At 59.1% G+C, this 15,404-nt stretch carries 15 protein-coding genes; 5 read left to right on the plus strand and 10 right to left on the minus strand.

Annotated features, from left to right (window positions below; translation table 11 throughout):
* Positions 1 to 43: 43 nt before the first annotated feature.
* From gshA to QRN31_RS17535, 3 genes are all read right to left on the minus strand, one after another.
* A complete protein-coding gene (gene gshA, locus QRN31_RS17525; protein ID WP_285433393.1) occupies positions 44 to 1,627 on the minus strand; it encodes a glutamate--cysteine ligase in 1,584 nt (527 codons plus the stop codon).
* A 278-nt stretch (positions 1,628 to 1,905) separates the two neighbouring features.
* Positions 1,906 to 2,289: a PaaI family thioesterase gene (locus QRN31_RS17530; protein WP_090176969.1), complete on the minus strand. Its 384-nt coding sequence runs from the start codon at positions 2,287 to 2,289 to the stop codon at positions 1,906 to 1,908.
* Positions 2,289 to 4,613, minus strand: coding sequence for a Tex family protein (locus QRN31_RS17535; protein ID WP_285433396.1), 2,325 nt, complete (start codon positions 4,611 to 4,613; stop codon positions 2,289 to 2,291). The genes QRN31_RS17530 and QRN31_RS17535 overlap by 1 nt, the downstream gene beginning before the upstream one ends.
* Before the next feature lie 360 nt (positions 4,614 to 4,973).
* Between QRN31_RS17535 and ompR the strand changes: the two genes are divergently transcribed.
* Both ompR and QRN31_RS17545 read left to right on the plus strand, forming a co-directional pair.
* Positions 4,974 to 5,714, plus strand: a complete 741-nt coding sequence (gene ompR / locus QRN31_RS17540; RefSeq protein WP_027922237.1) for an osmolarity response regulator transcription factor OmpR — start codon at positions 4,974 to 4,976, stop codon at positions 5,712 to 5,714.
* 115 nt (positions 5,715 to 5,829) lie between these two features.
* A complete protein-coding gene (locus QRN31_RS17545; protein WP_090176964.1) occupies positions 5,830 to 7,143 on the plus strand; it encodes an ATP-binding protein in 1,314 nt (437 codons plus the stop codon).
* Between the two features lie 214 nt (positions 7,144 to 7,357).
* Here QRN31_RS17545 and rimK read toward each other — a convergent pair whose 3' ends face one another.
* From rimK to rimA, 3 genes are read right to left on the minus strand one after another with little or no spacing between them, the layout of a single operon-like run.
* Entirely contained in the window at positions 7,358 to 8,263 is a 906-nt protein-coding gene (rimK, locus tag QRN31_RS17550; protein WP_007949201.1) for a 30S ribosomal protein S6--L-glutamate ligase, read from the minus strand.
* Positions 8,260 to 8,739 carry a retropepsin-like aspartic endopeptidase RimB gene (gene rimB / locus QRN31_RS17555; RefSeq protein WP_090176961.1) on the minus strand — a complete coding sequence of 160 codons (480 nt, stop codon included), beginning with the start codon at positions 8,737 to 8,739 and terminating at the stop codon, positions 8,260 to 8,262. Before rimB ends, rimK begins: the two co-directional genes overlap by 4 nt.
* 17 nt (positions 8,740 to 8,756) lie before the next feature.
* Positions 8,757 to 9,536, minus strand: a complete 780-nt coding sequence (gene rimA, locus QRN31_RS17560; protein WP_285433398.1) for a S6 modification regulatory phosphodiesterase RimA — start codon at positions 9,534 to 9,536, stop codon at positions 8,757 to 8,759.
* Positions 9,537 to 9,650: 114 nt separating this feature from the next.
* On the opposite strand from rimA, the gene QRN31_RS17565 reads away from it, so the two are divergent.
* Complete coding sequence (locus tag QRN31_RS17565; protein ID WP_090176956.1) at positions 9,651 to 10,058, plus strand: RNA-binding S4 domain-containing protein; 408 nt, start codon at positions 9,651 to 9,653, stop codon at positions 10,056 to 10,058.
* A 50-nt stretch (positions 10,059 to 10,108) separates the two neighbouring features.
* Here the strand turns inward: QRN31_RS17565 and QRN31_RS17570 are convergent, their stop codons facing one another.
* Positions 10,109 to 10,909, minus strand: coding sequence for a phosphatase PAP2 family protein (locus QRN31_RS17570; protein ID WP_285433401.1), 801 nt, complete (start codon positions 10,907 to 10,909; stop codon positions 10,109 to 10,111).
* 102 nt (positions 10,910 to 11,011) lie between these two features.
* Here QRN31_RS17570 and hslO point away from each other — a divergent pair, with 102 nt between their 5' ends.
* Both hslO and QRN31_RS17580 read left to right on the plus strand, forming a co-directional pair.
* Positions 11,012 to 11,914 (plus strand): Hsp33 family molecular chaperone HslO, encoded by a 903-nt coding sequence (gene hslO / locus QRN31_RS17575; RefSeq protein ID WP_285433403.1) that lies wholly within the window; start codon positions 11,012 to 11,014, stop codon positions 11,912 to 11,914.
* A 182-nt stretch (positions 11,915 to 12,096) separates the two neighbouring features.
* Complete coding sequence (locus QRN31_RS17580; protein WP_285433405.1) at positions 12,097 to 13,638, plus strand: phosphoenolpyruvate carboxykinase; 1,542 nt, start codon at positions 12,097 to 12,099, stop codon at positions 13,636 to 13,638.
* A gap of 130 nt (positions 13,639 to 13,768) precedes the next feature.
* Here the strand turns inward: QRN31_RS17580 and QRN31_RS17585 are convergent, their stop codons facing one another.
* From QRN31_RS17585 to QRN31_RS17595, 3 genes are all read right to left on the minus strand, one after another.
* On the minus strand, positions 13,769 to 14,134 hold the full coding sequence (locus QRN31_RS17585) for a DUF1493 family protein (RefSeq protein ID WP_285433407.1): 366 nt from the start codon (positions 14,132 to 14,134) through the stop codon (positions 13,769 to 13,771).
* A 207-nt stretch (positions 14,135 to 14,341) separates the two neighbouring features.
* Entirely contained in the window at positions 14,342 to 14,638 is a 297-nt protein-coding gene (locus QRN31_RS17590; RefSeq protein WP_285433409.1) for a hypothetical protein, read from the minus strand.
* A 595-nt stretch (positions 14,639 to 15,233) separates the two neighbouring features.
* Positions 15,234 to 15,380 (minus strand): hypothetical protein, encoded by a 147-nt coding sequence (locus QRN31_RS17595; RefSeq protein ID WP_285433411.1) that lies wholly within the window; start codon positions 15,378 to 15,380, stop codon positions 15,234 to 15,236.
* Between the last annotated feature and the right edge of the window lie 24 nt (positions 15,381 to 15,404).

Consider the following 15,404-nt stretch of genomic DNA (forward strand, 5'->3'; position numbering starts at 1 on the left):
ACGGTTCGACGCCTCGACATGGGAACGATCATTGCCAGGGAGATTAGTTGCTGATCGACAGAATGCTCGCCTGATACGAGCCGACAAACACATCGAAATCGCCGACTTCGTTCTGTTCCAGCTCCGCTTGCTCAGCCAGAGAGGAACGCGCCCGCTCTTCAAATTTCGCCTGGTCTTCGCCAGAAAGCGGCTCACTGCGGAAGTACTCCGCATGCACCCGACTCTGACGCAGGGAGAACTGAGCAAAGCTTTCCTTATGCTCGGCCATCGCCGCCAGTACCTGGGCTGAAGGTGTGCGGGACGAATCCTTGACCTTCTCCATTTGCACGTCCAGCGCGTTGCTGTGCGCATCGCCGCCATGGCTCTGATCGAGCAGCGCGGCGAGCGGAGCAATCTTCTCCAGCAGCTCAGTGGCCCATTCCTTCATGTCCACCGGTTGACCGTCACGCTGCAGTTGCAGACCCGGACGACGACCTTCCTTGACCACGCTGAGGAAGTTGGAGGTAGCGTTGCTGCATGAGGTGTTGGTCAGCAGCGGGCTGTCGTTCAGCGCGCAATACAGCAGGAACGCGTCGAGGAAACGCGACTCCGGCAGGTCGATGCCCATCGGCAGGAACGGGTTGATGTCCAGGCAGCGCACTTCAACGTACTGAATGCCACGGGCCACCAACGCCTGAATCGGCCGTTCGCCGGTGTAGGTCACGCGTTTTGGGCGGATGTTGGAGTAGTACTCGTTTTCGATCTGCAGGATGTTGGTGTTGAGCTGAACCCACTCACCGTCCTTGTGCGTGCCGACTTCTACGTACGGTGCATACGGCGTGGCCACCGCTTTGCGCAAACTGTCGGTGTAGCTGGCCAGGTCGTTGTAGCACGGCGTCAGACCGGCCTGGGCGTTGCTCTGGTAACCCAGATCGCTCATGCGCAGGCTGGTGGCGTAAGGCAGATACAACGTGTCCGGGTCCAGTTGTTCCAGCTGGTGCGAGCGACCGCGCAGGAAACCGGCGTCCAGGGCAGGCGAGGCACCGAACAGGTACATCAGCAGCCAGCTGTAGCGCCGGAAGTTGCGGATCAGCGCGATATAGGCCGAGGACTGATAGTCGCGGTCGGTGCCGACAAAGCCTTCGGCTTCCTTGAGCAACGGCCAGAGCTTTTCCGGCAGGGAAAAGTTGTAGTGGATCCCGGCGATGCATTGCATGGTCTTGCCGTAACGCAGGGCCAGGCCCTTGCGGTAGACGTACTTGAGCTGACCGATGTTGGACGTGCCGTAATAGGCGATCGGGATGTCTTCCTCGGCCGGCAGCGGGCACGGCATCGATGGACTCCACAGAAACTCGTTGCCGAGCTTGCTGTAGGCGAAGCGGTGAATCTTGTCCAGGCTCGCCAGCGTATCCGCCGGGTCGGGCAGGGCGGGCGTGATGAACTCCAGCAGCGACTCGGAATAGTCGGTGGTGATTTGTTCGTTGGTCAGCGCGGAACCCAATTCTTCCGGGTGCGGCGTTTGCGCCAGGCGACCTTCGCCGGTCACGCGCAGGCATTCACGTTCGATGCCGTGAAGGCACTGTTCGAGCAGAGAGAGGTTAGCGCGCTCGCCGAGCAGAGCCAGGCGGCGGTTGAGAAGTTCGCTCAAGTTGGATTCCTTCACGCGTCAGTCGCCCCAATATGGGGGTGGGCAAGACGGTCTACAAGGGTGAAGTTGAAACTGGCGTTTTCGCCTGGTTTTTGAGCGGCACAGACCTCATGCCGGTCAGTTAAGAATCGATCACCGCAAATCCCTGTGGGAGCGAGCTTGCTCGCGATGAGGGTGTATCAGTCAACATTTACGTCATCTGACACACCGCCATTGCGAGCAAGCTCACTCCCACAGGTTGCATTGCGCCGAAATTAACTCAAATCGATGACATCTAGCTACAGGACAGCGAACGTGCCTTGTGCTTTTGCGACGAGTTTGTCGCCCTGCATCACATCAGCTTCGACCACCAGCGTGCGCCGGCCCGGGTGAATCACTCGCGCCGTGCACATCACCTCACCGTCTGAAACGGCGCGAATGTAATTGATCTTGCACTCGATGGTCGCGCTCTGCTGGTCAAAGCCGTGGGTGCTGGAACAGGCCAGCCCCATGGCAATGTCCACCAGACTGAACAAGGCCCCGCCGTGCAGCTTGCCGCCTCGATTGCGCAGTTGCGGTTCCAGCCCCAGGGCGACTTGCGCCACCCCGGTTTCCAGGCTGTGCAAGCGACACCCCAGCAGCTTGAAAAACGCGCTTTCGGTCAGCCCGGCAGGAATGTCCATCAACGTTTTTTCAATTGCTTGGCGTTGGCGAACAGCGAAGCCATGGCGTTGTTGGCCGGAGCCGCTGCCGTGGTTTCTTTACGTGGCGCATTGTTCTGGGATTGGCGTGGCGCCGAACCCGGACGTGCACCGCGAGCACCGTCGATTTTCTCGCCCGGCGTGTCGCTCATTCGCATCGACAAGCCCACACGTTTACGCGGGATGTCTACTTCCATGACCTTCACTTTCACCACATCACCGGCCTTCACCGCTTCGCGCGGATCTTTGATGAACTTCTCCGAAAGCGCGGAGATGTGCACCAAACCGTCCTGATGCACGCCGATATCGACGAATGCACCGAAGTTGGTCACGTTGGTCACGACGCCTTCGAGGATCATCCCCAGTTGCAGGTCCTTGAGGTCTTCGACGCCTTCCTGGAACTCGGCGGTCTTGAACTCGGGACGTGGGTCGCGGCCCGGTTTTTCCAGCTCTTGCAGAATGTCGGTGACCGTCGGCAGACCGAACGTCTCGTCGGTGTACTTCTTCGGATCGAGGCGCTTGAGGAACGCGGCGTCGCCGATCAGCGAACGAATGTCGCGGTCGGTTTCAGCGGCGATGCGTTGCACCAGCGGATAGGCTTCCGGGTGAACCGCGGACGAGTCGAGCGGGTTGTCGCCGTTCATCACGCGCAGGAAACCGGCAGCCTGTTCGAAGGTTTTCTCGCCCAGACGCGCGACTTTCTTCAGTGCAGCACGGGTTTTGAACGCGCCGTGCTCGTCGCGGTGGCTGACGATGTTCTGCGCCAGGGTCGCGTTGAGGCCGGAGATGCGGGCCAGCAGCGCCACCGAAGCGGTGTTCACGTCCACGCCCACGGCGTTTACGCAGTCCTCGACCACCGCGTCCAGGCCGCGCGCCAGTTTCAGCTGCGACACGTCGTGCTGATACTGGCCGACACCGATGGATTTCGGATCGATCTTCACCAGTTCTGCCAGTGGATCCTGCAGGCGGCGGGCAATCGACACCGCGCCACGGATCGACACGTCGAGGTCCGGGAATTCCTTGGAAGCCAGTTCCGACGCCGAGTAAACCGATGCGCCGGCTTCGGAGACCATGACCTTGGTCATTTTCATCGCTGGGTATTTTTTGATCAGCTCTGCGGCCAGCTTGTCGGTTTCGCGGCTGGCGGTGCCGTTGCCGATAGCGATCAGGTCCACCGAGTGCTTGGCGCACAGTGCCGCCAGAATCGCGAGGGTCTGGTCCCACTTGTTATGCGGCACGTGCGGGTAAACCGTGGCGTGATCCAGCAGCTTGCCGGTGGCATCGACCACGGCGACCTTGCAACCGGTGCGCAGGCCCGGGTCGAGACCCAGCGTGGCGCGCGGGCCGGCCGGGGCCGACAGCAGCAAGTCGTGCAGGTTGTGGGCGAACACGTTGATCGCTTCGGTTTCCGCGCCATCGCGCAGCTCGCCCAACAGGTCGGTTTCGAGGTGGGTATAGAGCTTGACCTTCCAGGTCCAGCGCACCACTTCGCCCAGCCATTTGTCGGCGGCGCGGTTCTGGTTCTGGATGCCGAATTGCTGGCCGATCATGCCTTCGCACGGGTGCATGGTGCCCGGCAGCTCGTCGCCGACTTTCAGCGCGGAGCTGAGAATGCCTTCGTTGCGGCCACGGAAAATCGCCAGGGCGCGGTGCGACGGCATGCTTTTGAGCGGTTCGTCATGTTCGAAGTAGTCGCGGAACTTGGCGCCTTCCTCTTCCTTGCCGGCGATCACGCGGGCACTGAGGGTGGCTTCCTGCTTGAGGTAGCTGCGCAGCTTGTCCAGCAGGCCGGCGTCTTCGGCGAAGCGCTCCATGAGGATGTATTTGGCGCCTTCGAGGGCTGCCTTCACGTCGGCCACGCCTTTTTCGGCGTTGATGAAGCGTGCGGCTTCAACGTCTGGCGTCAGTGTCGGGTCGTTGAACAGGCCGTCGGCCAGCTCACCGAGGCCGGCTTCCAGGGCAATCTGGCCCTTGGTGCGGCGCTTCTGCTTGTACGGCAGGTACAAGTCTTCGAGGCGGGTCTTGGTGTCGGCGAGTTTGATGTCGCGCTCGAGTGCAGGGGTCAGCTTGCCTTGCTCTTCGATGCTGGCGAGGATGCTGATGCGCCGTTCGTCGAGTTCTCGCAGGTAGCGCAGACGCTCTTCCAGATGACGCAACTGGATGTCATCGAGGCTGCCGGTCACTTCTTTCCGGTAACGGGCGATGAAGGGAACGGTAGAGCCTTCATCGAGTAGCGCGACGGCCGCTTCGACCTGTTGTGGGCGTACACCGAGTTCCTCGGCGATGCGGCTGTTGATGCTGTCCATAAAACCACCTGACAAATTGTGAAAGCAGGCTCGCAGGCGCAGAAATAAAGGCTCGGCGAGTCTGGTTGAGCGGCCTGGCGTGCGCCGCTACCTGGATCAACAGGTATCCCGTTGACCCGTGAAATCGAACAATTACTGCCGTCGGCATGAAAATAAAAAACGGCCATCTGCAGTAATGATCAGACGTTGCCTGACACAAAAGGCCGCGCATTATAACCAGCGTTCTATCATTCAGGGACATCGCAGGCTGTCGCGCCAAGGGCGGATTTCTAACGGTGAAGGAAAAATCTGCTAACAATGCACACGGTGCGTATAACGGCAGCTACGCCATAATGCGCGCCGAGCTAAAAGGAGCATCTAATGAGCAGCACTGCAAACATTGCTGAAGGCGAAAAAATTCTTATTGTTGATGACGATCCAGGGCTAAGCAGCCTGCTGGAGCGTTTTTTCGTCAGCAAGGGCTACCGCGCACGTGCCGTACCGAACACCGAGCAAATGGATCGCCTGCTGGCGCGCGAAGTGTTCAACCTGGTCGTCCTCGACCTGATGCTGCCCGGCGAAGACGGCCTGACCGCCTGCCGCCGCCTGCGCACGGCGAACAATCAGATTCCGATCATCATGCTGACCGCCAAGGGCGATGAGCTGAGTCGTATCAAGGGCCTGGAGCTGGGTGCCGACGATTATCTGGCCAAGCCTTTCAACCCGGATGAGCTGATGGCCCGCGTCAAAGCGGTTCTGCGCCGTCAGTCGACGCCTGTGCCGGGCGCACCGGGCAGCGAAGACGAAAGCGTGACGTTTGGTGATTACGAGTTGTCCCTGGCCACCCGTGAATTGAAGCGCGGTGACGAAGTGCACATGCTCACCACCGGCGAGTTTGCGGTCCTCAAGGCCCTGGTCATGAACGCGCGTCAGCCACTGACCCGCGACAAACTGATGAACCTGGCCCGTGGTCGTGAATGGGATGCGCTGGAGCGTTCGATCGACGTGCAGATATCCCGACTGCGCCGCATGATCGAGCCCGATCCTTCCAAGCCGCGCTACATCCAGACGGTCTGGGGCGTGGGTTACGTGTTCGTTCCGGATGGCGCCGCCACCAAGTGATCGGCGATTTGTAGGAGCGGGTCTTGCGGGCAACGGGTCAGATGACTGTGTCCGCAGACTCGCGATCCGCAATATGCGAGCATCGCTCGCTCCTGCAAGTGTGTAGCGGTTATCCATGAAAACCCCCGTTTGGTTCCCCCAGAGCTTCTTCTCCCGCACCCTGTGGCTGGTGCTGATCGTCGTCCTGTTCTCCAAGGCACTGACCCTGGTTTATCTGTTGATGAACGAAGACGTGCTGGTGGACCGCCAATACAGCCACGGCGTCGCCCTGACACTGCGCGCCTATTGGGCCGCCGATGAAGAAAACCGCGCAAAGATTGCCGATGCCGCGACCCTGATCCGGGTGGTGGGCGCCGGCGTGCCGGAAGGTGAGCAGCATTGGCCTTACAGCGAGATTTATCAGCGGCAGATGCAAGCAGAGCTGGGGGCCGACACAGAAGTGCGCTTACGCATGCACTCGCCACCGGCCCTCTGGGTTCGGGCGCCTAGCCTGGGCGATGGCTGGCTGAAAGTGCCGCTCTATCCTCACCCGCTGCGCGGCCAGAAAATCTGGAACGTGCTTGGCTGGTTCCTCGCGATCGGTCTGCTCTCCACTGCCTCGGCGTGGATCTTCGTCAGCCAGCTCAACCAGCCGCTCAAACGTCTGGTCTACGCCGCGAGGCAGCTTGGCCAGGGGCGCAGCGTGCGCCTGCCGATCAGCGACACGCCGAGTGAGATGACCGAGGTTTACCGCGCCTTCAACCAGATGGCCGAGGACGTCGAACAGGCCGGACGCGAGCGGGAGCTGATGTTGGCGGGGGTGTCGCACGACTTGCGTACGCCGTTGACCCGTTTGCGGCTGTCCCTGGAGTTGATGGGTGACCACAACGACCTGACCGACGCGATGGTGCGCGACATCGAAGACATGGACGCGATTCTCGATCAGTTCCTGGCGTTTATCCGCGATGGTCGCGACGAGTCGGTTGAGGAAGTGGATCTGAGTGATCTGGTTCGCGAAGTCGCTGCGCCGTATAACCAGAACGAAGAGAAGGTGCGTCTGCGCCTGGAACCGATCCAGCCGTTCCCATTGCGTCGGGTGTCAATGAAGCGGTTGTTGAACAACCTGATTGGCAACGCCCTTCACCACGCGGGCAGCGGGGTGGAGGTGGCGGCGTATGTCTCCGGGGATACCAGCGCGCCATACGTAGTGCTGAGTGTCATGGACCGTGGCGCGGGGATTGATCCGTCAGAGCTGGAGGCGATCTTTAACCCGTTCACTCGGGGCGATCGTGCCCGGGGTGGGAAGGGCACCGGGTTGGGCCTGGCGATCGTGAAGCGGATTGCTTCGATGCATGGCGGCAATGTCGAGTTGCGCAATCGCTCGGGAGGCGGGCTGGAAGCGCGGGTGCGGTTGCCGCTTGGGTTGATGCTGCCGCGGGATGCTGTCTGACCTGATCGTTCCCACGTCGAGGCGTCGAACCGTCTGCGTGGGAATGCCTCAACGGGCGCTCCGCGTTCGGCTTTGAATGGGACGCGGAGCGTCCCGGGCTGCATTCCCACGCAGACGGTTCGACGCCTCGACGTGGGAACGATCAGCAAATCCTGCGCGGAACTGCCGTTGCTTTTCACTTGAGGCTTGTAGCTTGCCGCTCAAGGCTGGGCGTCTAGCCCTTACCTTTGGTGCGCGTCATATTCGGCCCACCATTCTTCTCAAGGTGCTCAATGATGATCCCCGCCACGTTCTTCCCGGTGGTGGTCTCAATCCCTTCCAGACCCGGCGAGGAGTTCACTTCCATCACCAGCGGTCCGTGATTGGAGCGCAGGATATCCACCCCCGCCACCGCCAACCCCATCACTTTCGCCGCGCGCAATGCCGTCATGCGTTCTTCCGGGGTGATCTTGATCAGGCTGGCGCTGCCGCCCCGATGCAGGTTGGAGCGAAACTCCCCAGGCTTGGCCTGGCGCTTCATTGCCGCAATCACCTTGTCGCCGACCACGAAGCAGCGAATGTCTGCGCCACCGGCTTCCTTGATGTATTCCTGAACCATGATGTTCTGCTTCAGGCCCATGAACGCTTCAATCACCGACTCTGCCGCTGTTGCCGTTTCACACAGCACCACGCCAATGCCTTGGGTACCTTCCAGCACCTTGATCACCAGGGGTGCGCCGTTGACCATGTCGATCAAGTCGGGAATGTCATCCGGGGAGTGCGCAAAACCGGTGACCGGCAAACCGATACCGCGGCGCGAGAGCAATTGCAGCGAACGCAGTTTGTCGCGTGACCGGGCGATGGCCACCGATTCGTTAAGGGGAAAAACCCCCATCATTTCGAACTGACGCAACACCGCGCAGCCATAAAACGTCACCGACGCACCGATCCGCGGGATCACCGCATCGAAGCCCTCCAGCGGCTTTCCACGGTAGTGGATCTGCGGCTTGTGGCTGGCAATGTTCATATAGGCGCGCAGGGTGTCGATCACCACCATTTCATGGCCACGCTCGGTACCGGCTTCGACCAGACGACGAGTGGAATACAGACGCGGGTTCCGCGACAGCACAGCGATCTTCATGCAACACCTGTGGAGGAGGTAGATACCGGGAACACCGGCTTGTCTTGTACGTACTTGATACCCGGATTGACCACCAGTTGGCCGTCGATCAGGGCTTTGGAACCGAGTAGCAGGCGATAACGCATGGATTTGCGGCAGGCGAGGGTGAACTCGACCCGCCAGACCCGATCACCCAAGGCCAGCGTGGTGCTGACCACGTAGCGCATCTGCGCGTGACCGTTGGAGCTTTTGATGGTTTTCATCGTCACCAGTGGCGCTTCACAACGTCGGTGACGCAGTTGCACCACCGTCCCCAGGTGCGCGGTAAAACGCACCCAGCGTTCACCATCGCGCTCGAACGGTTCAATGTCCGTGGCGTGCAGGCTGGAGGTGCTGGCACCGGTGTCGATTTTTGCCCGCAGGCCCGCCACTCCCAAATCCGGGAGCGCCACCCACTCGCGCAGACCGACAACGGTCAAATGGTCAAATGTCTTCAATAGGAAAAAACCGGCGATTAACGCGACCAGGCTTCAGGTGTGACCTGGGCCAACGCTTTGAATGCAGGTTTGGCGAACCAATAACCCTGCATCAGAAATATTCCACAGTCCGCCAGGAAATCCCGTTCTCCGGCGCTTTCGATGCCTTCGGCAATGACTGTAACGTTCAACTCCGCACAGATTGTGACAATCCCTCGAACGATAGCCTGACGAACGCGATCGCGGTCGACATCGCGGATCAGCGCCATGTCGAGTTTGATCAGGTCCGGTTGGAAATCAGCCAGCAGATTGAGCCCCGAGTAGCCCGCGCCGAAATCGTCGATGGCGGTCTTGAAGCCGAATTCGCGGTATTCACGCAGAATATTGGTCAAATGGCGATAGTTATCTACAGGCTGACTTTCGAGTGTTTCGAAAATCAGACGATTGATCGGGAAGTTGTACTTTTTCGCCGCCTCCAGGGTGCTGCGAATACACAGCTCGGGACGGTACACAGCGTTGGGCATGAAGTTGATCGACAAGTGTGTCTGCATATTTAAATTTGCCGCGCCTTCAATGGCGCGCGTGCGGCATAGCTGGTCGAAACGATAGCGATTGTCGTCATTGACATGCGCCAGAATCGACAATGCTCCTTCACCGTTGACTCCGCGCACCAATGCTTCGTTAGCGAAAATCGATTGATCGCGCAGATCGACGATCGGTTGGTAGGCAAAGGCAAAATCAAAACCCAAAGGCTCGCTTTGCCGGCAGCCCTGGCAGCCAGTCTGAGGCGAAGTCAACGAAGAAGGGAATATAGTCATTTGATCACTCCATGCCGGGGGCCGGCCAAGATCACATTCTATCTGGGGGCCGGGTTCTTGCGCCCGACAGAAACGGTAGTACAGTTCCGACTATTCACCGAGCGAGGAATTCAAGTGGGACAAAAACAGGAAGAGGACGACAAGGTCCGTCTCGATAAGTGGTTGTGGGCGGCACGTTTTTATAAAACACGTGCTTTGGCCAAGGCAGCGATTGAAAGCGGCAAGGTGCATTGCCGGGGCGAGCGCTGCAAACCGGGCAAGGAGCCGCGGATCGGCGACGAGTTTCAGATTCGTGCGGGGTTCGAGGAACGTACGGTGGTGGTTCAGGCGCTGTCGATAGTGCGCCGTGGCGCCCCAGAGGCTCAGACCTTGTACGCGGAAACCGAAGCCAGTATTGCCAAGCGCGAAGCCGCCGCGGCGATGCGCAAGGCTGGCGCCCTGGGCGTGAGCACGGATGGCAAGCCAAGCAAGAAGCAGCGACGGGATTTGTTCAAGTTTCGTGGTAGCAGCAACGACGAGTGAATCAGGTGTTTTTGTGTCGTGCGGGCTGACGCTTTCGCCAGCGGGCTCGATCAGGCGCCACGCACCACACTCATCTGCGACACCACCGGCAACTTCTCCAACAACCTAAATACCGGCGCAGTCACCTTCAGGAAAAACGCCGAAGCGTGATACGCAAACGGCGTGTAGTAACCCCAGCCCAGCGCCCACACCGCCAGCAGCACGCCGCCGATGTAATCGTCCTGGCCCCAATTTGCGCCGGCAACCAGTCGCGGCATCATGAACAGCAGCGTCAAGGACCAGATCAGCAAGGTCTGCCATGAGTTTCGGCTGAACACGGTCATGAACAGCGCCCAGATCAACAGAACTGAAGCGTGATCGGCGGGAAAGCTTTGCGTCGACCGATCCTTCAATTCCCAGCGGTTCTCAAGGTCCGGGAAGTAGTCGCTCATGCGCACGGCTCCCTTGATCACCATCGATGGGCTGTTGTGCTGCCAGTCCATGTACCCGACAAGCTTTGAAAACAGCAGGCGGATAAACACCAGCACCAGCAGAATCGAGAGAAAGCCAAAAAATGCCTGGCGCACCTCAACCCTTTCGAACACCCAGTCGCCTTTGATTGTTAGCGCCAGCAGAATCACGCCGACCAGCGTATCGAATGGGCGCAGACTTGTAATCGCCCAACTGTGTAGCCATATCGGGTGACTGGCCAGCGGTGCATTCAATCGATGAAAAAGCCACTCGTCGAAAATCACACACAGCATCCGGCCGGTAGGCCATAACCAGAAGGCCAGCAGCGCCAAGGGCAAAAAATTGCACAGAACCAGTCGGCGGAGGTTCCACCTTGCTTGGAACAAACCCTGATTGTTCATAAAATGCCTCCCATGGCTGAACATTGCGCACAAAACGGCGCCGCATAGGCGCGATTTTCATGTTTTGTAACCCTATTGTCATTACTTCAGATACCCAGACCTATGACCGATCTACCGGATACCGACTACACCCAGCGCTTCATCTTCGATGACAGCGACACTCGCGGCGAACTGGTCGGGCTGGAGCGCAGCTATGCCGAAGTGCTCGCCAAACATGCCTATCCGGAACCGGTGGCACAACTGCTCGGCGAGTTGATGGCGGCCGCCTCATTGCTGGTCGGCACATTGAAGTTCGATGGCTTGCTGATTCTCCAGGCCCGTTCCGATGGCCCCATTCCGCTGCTGATGATCGAGTGCTCCAGCGAGCGCGAAATCCGTGGCCTGGCCCGTTACGAGGCCGACCAGATCGCCCCCGGCGCGACCCTCGCCGACCTGATGCCCAATGGTGTCTTGGCGCTCACTGTTGATCCGACCCAGGGCCAGCGTTATCAAGGCATTGTTGATCTGGATGGCGAAACCCTGTCGGAGTGCTTCACTAATTACTTCGTGATGTCCCAGCAGGTCGGTACGCGTTTCTGGTTGTACGCCGATGGCCGTCGTGCCCGTGGCCTGTTGCTGCAGCAACTGCCCGCCGACCGCTTGAAAGACGAAGAAGAACGCGCCGCCAGTTGGCAGCACATCACCGCGCTGGCCAGCACCCTGACCGCCGATGAATTGCTGAGCCTGGACAACGAAACCGTGCTTCATCGCCTCTACCACGAAGAACAGGTGCGCCTGTTCGACGTGCAGAAACTGCGCTTTCATTGCAGTTGCTCACGCGAACGTTCGGGCAATGCCCTGGTCAGCTTGGGCATGGAAGATGCCCAGGCGCTGGTCATCGAACATGGTGGGCACATCGAGATCGATTGCCAGTTCTGCAACCATCGCTACCTGTTTGATGCCGCGGATATCACCCAATTGTTCGCGGGAGCGGGGGTTGATACGCCGTCAGATACCCGTCACTAAAACGGTTCAGCGTAGGTAAATTCACTGGATAGCGCCGGAATAACGCCGTTCTGACCGGAGGGCTCTACTATTTTTGGGCTTTTCTGGCATAATCCGGCCCACTTTTTGTCGCGGTAGTAGTGCACGACTTTCTACTACAAAACGTTTGGAGCACACTCGGCCACTGGCCGACGGGGAATCTCATGACGCAAGCCAATAACGCCGTGTACACCGATCTGAGTGTTGATGATCTGGTAAAAGAAGCTCTGAGTCGCGGTGAGGGCGAGCTTGCCGATACCGGCGCGCTGGTTGTTCGTACCGGTCACCGTACCGGCCGCTCGCCAGTCGATCGTTTCATTGTTGACGAGCCATCCACTTCGGCTTCCATTGCTTGGGGCCCGATCAACCGCAAGTTCCCGGCCGACAAGTTCGATGCCCTGTGGGACCGCGTAGAAGCGTTCAACAACGCACAAGAGCATTTCGTTTCCCACGTTCATGTAGGTGCGTCTGCTGATCACTACCTGGCCGTGAAAATGACCACGCAGACTGCCTGGCAGAACCTGTTCGGTCGTTGCCTGTTCATCAACCCGGAAAAGTACAACCCGGCTGGCCGTGAAGAGTGGCAAGTTCTCAACGTCGCCAACTTCGAATGCGTTCCTGAGCGTGACGGCACCAACTCCGATGGTTGCGTGATCCTCAACTTCGCACAGAAGAAAGTGCTGATCGCCGGCATGCGCTACGCCGGTGAAATGAAGAAAGCCATGTTCTCGGTACAGAACTTCCTGCTGCCGGCGGCCGACGTGCTGCCAATGCACTGCGCTGCCAACATCGGTGAAGCGGGCGACGTGACCCTGTTCTTCGGTCTGTCGGGCACCGGTAAAACCACCCTGTCCGCCGACGAAAGCCGTTACCTGATCGGTGACGACGAGCACGGCTGGGGCGAAGGCGTGGTGTTCAACATCGAAGGCGGTTGCTATGCCAAGTGCATCGACCTCTCCGAGAAGAACGAGCCGGTTATCTGGAAAGCCATCAAGCACGGCGCTGTCCTGGAAAACGTCGTTATCGATGACGCCAAGCACGCCGACTACGCCGATGTCAGCCTGACCCAGAACAGCCGTGCAGCCTACCCGCTGGAGCACGTTGCCAAGCGTTCCGAGAAAAACCTCGGTGGCGAGCCAAACGCTGTGATCTTCCTGACCTGCGACCTGACCGGCGTTCTGCCGCCAGTCTCGATCCTCAGCGAAGAACAAGCGGCCTACCACTTCCTGTCCGGCTACACCGCACTGGTGGGCTCGACCGAAATGGGTTCCGGCAGCGGCATCAAGTCGACTTTCTCCACCTGCTTCGGCGCACCATTCTTCCCGCGTCCGGCTGGCGAATACGCAGAACTGCTGATCAAACGCATCCGCGGCTTCGGCTCCAAGGTCTACCTGGTCAACACCGGCTGGACCGGCGGCGGCTACGGCGTTGGCAAGCGCTTCAACATCCCGACCACTCGTGGCGTGATCGCAGCGATCCAGAGCGGCGCGTTGATCGGTGCTGAAACCGAACACCTCGACACCATCAACCTCGACGTGCCGTTGAGCGTGCCGGGCGTTGAGACTGGCCTGTTGAACCCACGTAATACCTGGGCTGACAAGGCTGCTTACGATGAAGCTGCTAAAGCATTGGCCGGGTTGTTTGTTGAGAACTTCAAGAAGTTCGAAGTGAGCGACGCGATCAAGGCTGCTGGGCCTAAGTTGTAAGATTTGGTTTGATGTAATGAGAAAGCCGCCCTTTGGGGCGGCTTTTTTGTGGGTGTTCGCTTTTAACCATCGAGTGCGCAACTGCCAATATTCCAGCTGAATTGCCGCTAAACGACCAGAATAATGGCACTTATGCGTTGAGCTCCATGCCTTCCAAACGCTGTGTATCCCACCGTTGCACCTTCACCGCTTGATAAAGCATGCCGATGGTCAGCGGGACTTTGTCGCCGCGACCCTTTGCCCGGCGCTTGAGATGCACATCAAATCCTTCCGGCTGAAAATAGCGATAGGCGTCGTAGTCCACGAAGTCGATCCCGAATTGCTCTTCCAGCGCTTCCATCAAATGCCGCGCATCAGCGCCGTTACAGCCCAGGTCGAAATTGATCGAGGTGGTGAGGCTGATGGTTTTGCGTTCGGGCAGGCCCAGTTCTTCGTGCAGCAGCTGCATGAGCAGGTGCATGGTGTGGTCGTCGGGGAAATTGGGGGCGAGGTTCATGGTGCAGGTGTCCGGTCGGGTTTGCGCGGATCTTATTGGGCGTCAGGCTTGGGGGGAAGGGAGGATCTGTAGATCACTTTTCAGTAACTCATCGAAAAATTTGCTCATGGTTATCTCCGGTGTTTGATGTTCGACGTTCCAGGAGCCGAACGCGGAGCGTCCGTAGAGGCATTCCCACGCAGAGCGTGGGAACGATCTTCATTGGGGTCAGGCGGGTGCTTTCCAGCCCATCATGCGTTGCTGTGCGACTTGCAGCAGGTCGCAACCGTCCTGAGCTAGGAGGAAGAGCGCGTGAGTGATGTGGGGGATGTCTTCGACGTCGCCGTGTTTGAAGCAAACGCAGTGCAGGGTTTTGAGGAGGTCACTGGAGGCTCGGATGCGCTGGAGGGCGGCTTCGAGGATGTCCTGAGGGTTGGCCTCTGTGTCGATGATTAGGGGCCGGGAATCGGTTAGGTTGGTTTGGAGTGGGCAGTAGCGATCAGTGAAAGCGTTCCATGTCTTCATTTTATGTAATCTCAAATGCATCAGAAGTAATCGCCGCCATCGTGACCAAGCGATGGGAGGCGGACTGTGTTCAGGTTGGTCAACCGGTGAGATCACACGTAAACCCGGCACGTCCGAGGACGTCCCAAACACAGCCGCCATAAAGCGTGCTGACGCAAAAAAGCGCCGGCAGCATACAACGGGTGCGTGCGTGGATCTAATTCGGGTGACCAAGCCCGAGTCGCTGATTTGGCAGCGACAGTCACGACTATAGGTGTGAGCCGCCACGTCGCGATAGGCGACAAAGCCTCGTCTCTTGTAGGACAGGGACGAAGCTTTGATAGGGCGTTGCCTACGGACTTATCCCCAGACGCAAATTCTCTCGTTTGTTGTCAGGTGCACCGCGTTATCGTTTATCGCGGGCAAGCCCGGCTCCCACAGGGATTTTCGTTCGGGCGTTAGCCGGTGTTGGTTTTCGGCTGGCGTTGCCGGGCGATGTCGAGCAGTTCGTTGCCGTCCTAAAGGGAGCCAGATTTGCAATGGCAACGTATGGCCTCGATTTTGTTGGCGTGGACGGGTGCCTGCGAGGGTGCCGTAGCCACTTATCCCGCCGCCGTCAGGATGTGCGCCAAGCCTGTTGCGCCGAACACTCCAGGGTGTCGCACGTCGCGAGCAACGGTGGCTCTTCGGGAATCCTGTTGCAGCCGCTCGACAGCAGGGTTGTCAGGATCAGGGCGAAGGCAAAAAATGTTTTTTGAGGCATGGTCGTTCCTTCTTCAAATGCCGC

It is taken from the genome of Pseudomonas sp. fls2-241-R2A-110, from assembly GCF_030209165.1.
Lineage (GTDB): Bacteria > Pseudomonadota > Gammaproteobacteria > Pseudomonadales > Pseudomonadaceae > Aquipseudomonas.